We start from the raw sequence: 3021 nt of genomic DNA, 5'->3' as shown, positions 1-3021 counted from the left end.
CGGCGCTCGCCGAGCTCGTCGGGGCCGACGGCGCCCGGACGCTCCTGCTCTACACGTTCGGCCAGGCCCAATCGGCGCAGACGCACCGGCAGGCCGCGGCGTTCGCGGCGCTGGCGGATCCTTCGCGAGTGTCGGCGGATGCAGAGGCGGAGGCCGAGGCCGACCTCGACGCCTCCTTCGACCGCGGGGTCGAGATCATCCTCGCGGGCATCGACTCTCTGCGGTAGCAGTATTCCGAAGGGCACCGCAGGGAGTATCAAGCACTAGCCAATAAGCACGGCGAGGACACTCGGAGAATAGAAGCGTTTCTTGTAGGCAGAGTCATCCAAGACTTGCAGAATCTCAAGGTCTTTCAACTGCCGAACCAACTTGTTTGCCCTCTGGTACGAAACTCCGAGTTCTTGCTCAACCCTTTTCACCGTGAAGCTCGGGTTTGCGACGGCGAGGTCGACAAGTGCGTGAGCAGTATCGGCGCGCAGATTGGATGCCCGCAGACGATCTTTCAACTCGGCCTGGACAGCAACAAGTGACAGCATCTGGTCCTTGGTCTGATCCGCGGCACTCTCCAATCCCCTCGAGAAGAACTCGATGTAGGCGTTCCAATCTTCGCGAGCACTCACATCGAAAAGACGGTCGTAGTACTCGCCTCGCCTGGACTCAAACCAAGGGGACACCGTCAGCGTCGGCTCACTCAGCACTCCGGCGGCCTGCAGGTGCAGGACTATGAGGTATCGCCCAACGCGACCATTGCCGTCCATAAATGGGTGCAACGTCTCGAACTGGTAGTGAGACATTGCTGCCGCGACCACAGGGTCTATCTCATCGCTGTGATCGGCTTTCATCCAGTCCATGAGGTCCCTCAGGCCTGTCTCGAGATGCATACCCGGAGGGGTCGGAACGAATCGGGATCGGTGGGCAGGAAATGCCCTCGGGTCTGCACCGGGCCTCTGGCCGATAACTACCTGATCTTCCCGCACCTTCCCCGATATCCCCTCAAGCTTGGTTCCCTGCATGAGGCGACCTTGGAGCTCACTCACCAAAGACACAGAGATGGGATAGCCCTCTGAGATCCGCCGAAAACCATAGTTCGCCATAGCAACATAATTCAGAACTTCGACCAGTTCAGGAGTCGACGGCGCATCTTCATCGGCGGTGAACACGTCGGCGAGCGGGGCGTAGGTTCCCTCAAGCGCCGAGGTGCTCTGAGCTTCTCTTCTCAGGGTAGGAAGCCTCAGGAGCGTTGGGTTCGGGAGTTGCTTTGCGGTGGCATCAAGTGCTGCGAGGGCGGCCCGAGCTCTCGAAACAGCGAGGTGGGTACGCCCCTCCAGAACTGGCATTGATGTCTTGAGGGGGAGGGGAACGAAGGCCTTGTGCTGCCACGCTCCGCGTAGCGGATCGCTCCCCGTGATCGGCAAGAGCGATCCGGAGTTGCTCGTTTCGAAGAGATCTAGATCCACATCTCTACTTTAGACGCACTTCAAGAGAGCTGTGCCGGAATATCTCTCTTGAACGCGAGGTACGTTGTCCCGGTCGTAATGCCAGGCTGGCGCTGGTCGTGTGGTGCTGTTGTGGCTCGCGCGTCAGAACAGCGTGTTCAGATCCTCCATGCCGCGCATCGCGTCGTAGTCGAGCACGACGCAGCGGATGCCGCGATCCTCGGCGAGCGTGCGCGCCTGCGGCTTGATCTCCTGCGCCGCGAACACGCCCTGCACGGGGGCGAGCACCGGATCCCGGTTCATCAGCTCGAGGTAGCGCGTGAGCTGCTCGACGCCGTCGATCTCTCCGCGGCGCTTGATCTCGATGGCCACCGAGGCGCCCGCGGGATCCTTCGCGAGGATGTCCACCGGGCCGATCGCCGTCATGTACTCCCGCCGCACCAGCGTGTGACCATCGCCCAGCAGCTCGATCTGCTCGGCGAGCAGCTCCTGCAGGTGCGCCTCGACGCCGTCCTTGATGAGGCCGGGATCGACGCCGAGCTCGTGCGAGCTGTCGTGCAGGATCTCGAACAGCGAGACGATCAGCTTGTCGGCGGTCTTCTGATGGGTGACCTGCCAGGCCTCGACGACGCCGGCCTCGAGCTGCTCGGTCTCGAGCTCGACCGGGGAGAGCGCGCACGGCGGGCTCATCCAGTTCAGTGGCTTGTAGGATCCGCCGTCGCTGTGCACGAGGATCGAGCCGTCCGCCTTGAGCATCAGCACTCGCGTGGCTCTGGGGAGGTGGGCGCTGAGTCGCCCGGCGTAGTCCACAGAGCAGTCGGCCACCACGATTCGCACGGAGACAGCCTACCTCTCCTGCGAGGCCGGCCGAGCGCGGGCCGACCCGGCGATCAGAGCGCTCAGCAGAGCGCACAGCGCCAACGGCCAGAAGGCCTGCAGCAGGCCGAAGTGCTCGCCCAGGATCCCGATCATGGGCGGGCCGATCAGGTAGGCGCCGTACGCCATCATCGATACGGCGGCGACGCTGACCGGGAACCCGAGCGCGCATCCCGCACCCCACAGGGCGACTCCGATCACGGCGACCCAGCCGACCGGGACGAGGATCACCAGGACGACACCCGCGGCGAAGAGCAGCGCGCTGCCGCGCAGTGCCGCGACCCGGCCGAAGCGCTCGATCAGGAGGCCGCCGCAGAAGCGGGTGAGCACCATCGCGGCGAAGAAGACGCCCACGGTGAGCGTGCCCTGGCTGTTGCTGAAGCCGCGCCCGTCGATGGCCGCGAGTGCGATCCAGTCCGAGCCGGTGCCCTCGCCCAGGCTCATGCTGAGCGCGATCAGCCCGATCAGGTAGATCCGCGCATCCCGCCACGGACTGTAGCTTCGAGGGATGCCGGGCCCCGCATCGCCCGCGCCCGCGTCCGTGCCCGCATCCGCACTCGCGGTCGTGCCCACGGTCGGGATCGGCCCGGTCACGACGGAACCGGTGCGCCCGATCGGTGCGACATCCGGCTCCGCCCCGGGCGCGCGACTCGACGGTCGACCGGGCGCGCGGTCGGGCGCGTCGTTGCGCGGGACCCGCCGCAGCGCG

The 3021-nt window shown here is 65.0% G+C and carries 3 protein-coding genes and 1 pseudogene; 1 reads left to right on the top strand and 3 read right to left on the bottom strand.

The annotated features are described in order from the left end of the window. Window positions 1-227 (top strand): annotated as a pseudogene (locus ACFPZL_RS11775) (TetR/AcrR family transcriptional regulator); the annotation flags it as partial. A 36-nt stretch (window positions 228-263) separates the two neighbouring features. Here ACFPZL_RS11775 and ACFPZL_RS11770 read toward each other — a convergent pair. The 3 genes from ACFPZL_RS11770 to ACFPZL_RS11760 all read right to left on the bottom strand — a co-directional run. Then, a complete protein-coding gene (locus tag ACFPZL_RS11770) occupies window positions 264-1457 on the bottom strand; it encodes a Fic family protein (protein WP_236021989.1) in 1194 nt (397 codons plus the stop codon). Between the two features lie 123 nt (window positions 1458-1580). Further along, on the bottom strand, window positions 1581-2273 hold the full coding sequence (gene nucS, locus ACFPZL_RS11765) for an endonuclease NucS (RefSeq protein ID WP_218114750.1): 693 nt from the start codon (window positions 2271-2273) through the stop codon (window positions 1581-1583). Window positions 2274-2282: 9 nt separating this feature from the next. After that, the coding region (locus ACFPZL_RS11760) for an MFS transporter (protein ID WP_382335543.1) at window positions 2283-3021 on the bottom strand (739 nt) is incomplete at its 5' end.

This window comes from Leucobacter soli (genome assembly GCF_042659205.1).
GTDB lineage: Bacteria > Actinomycetota > Actinomycetes > Actinomycetales > Microbacteriaceae > Leucobacter > Leucobacter soli.
The sequence above is the reverse complement of the archived record's forward strand: the minus strand, read 5'-3'. Positions and strand labels throughout refer to the sequence as shown.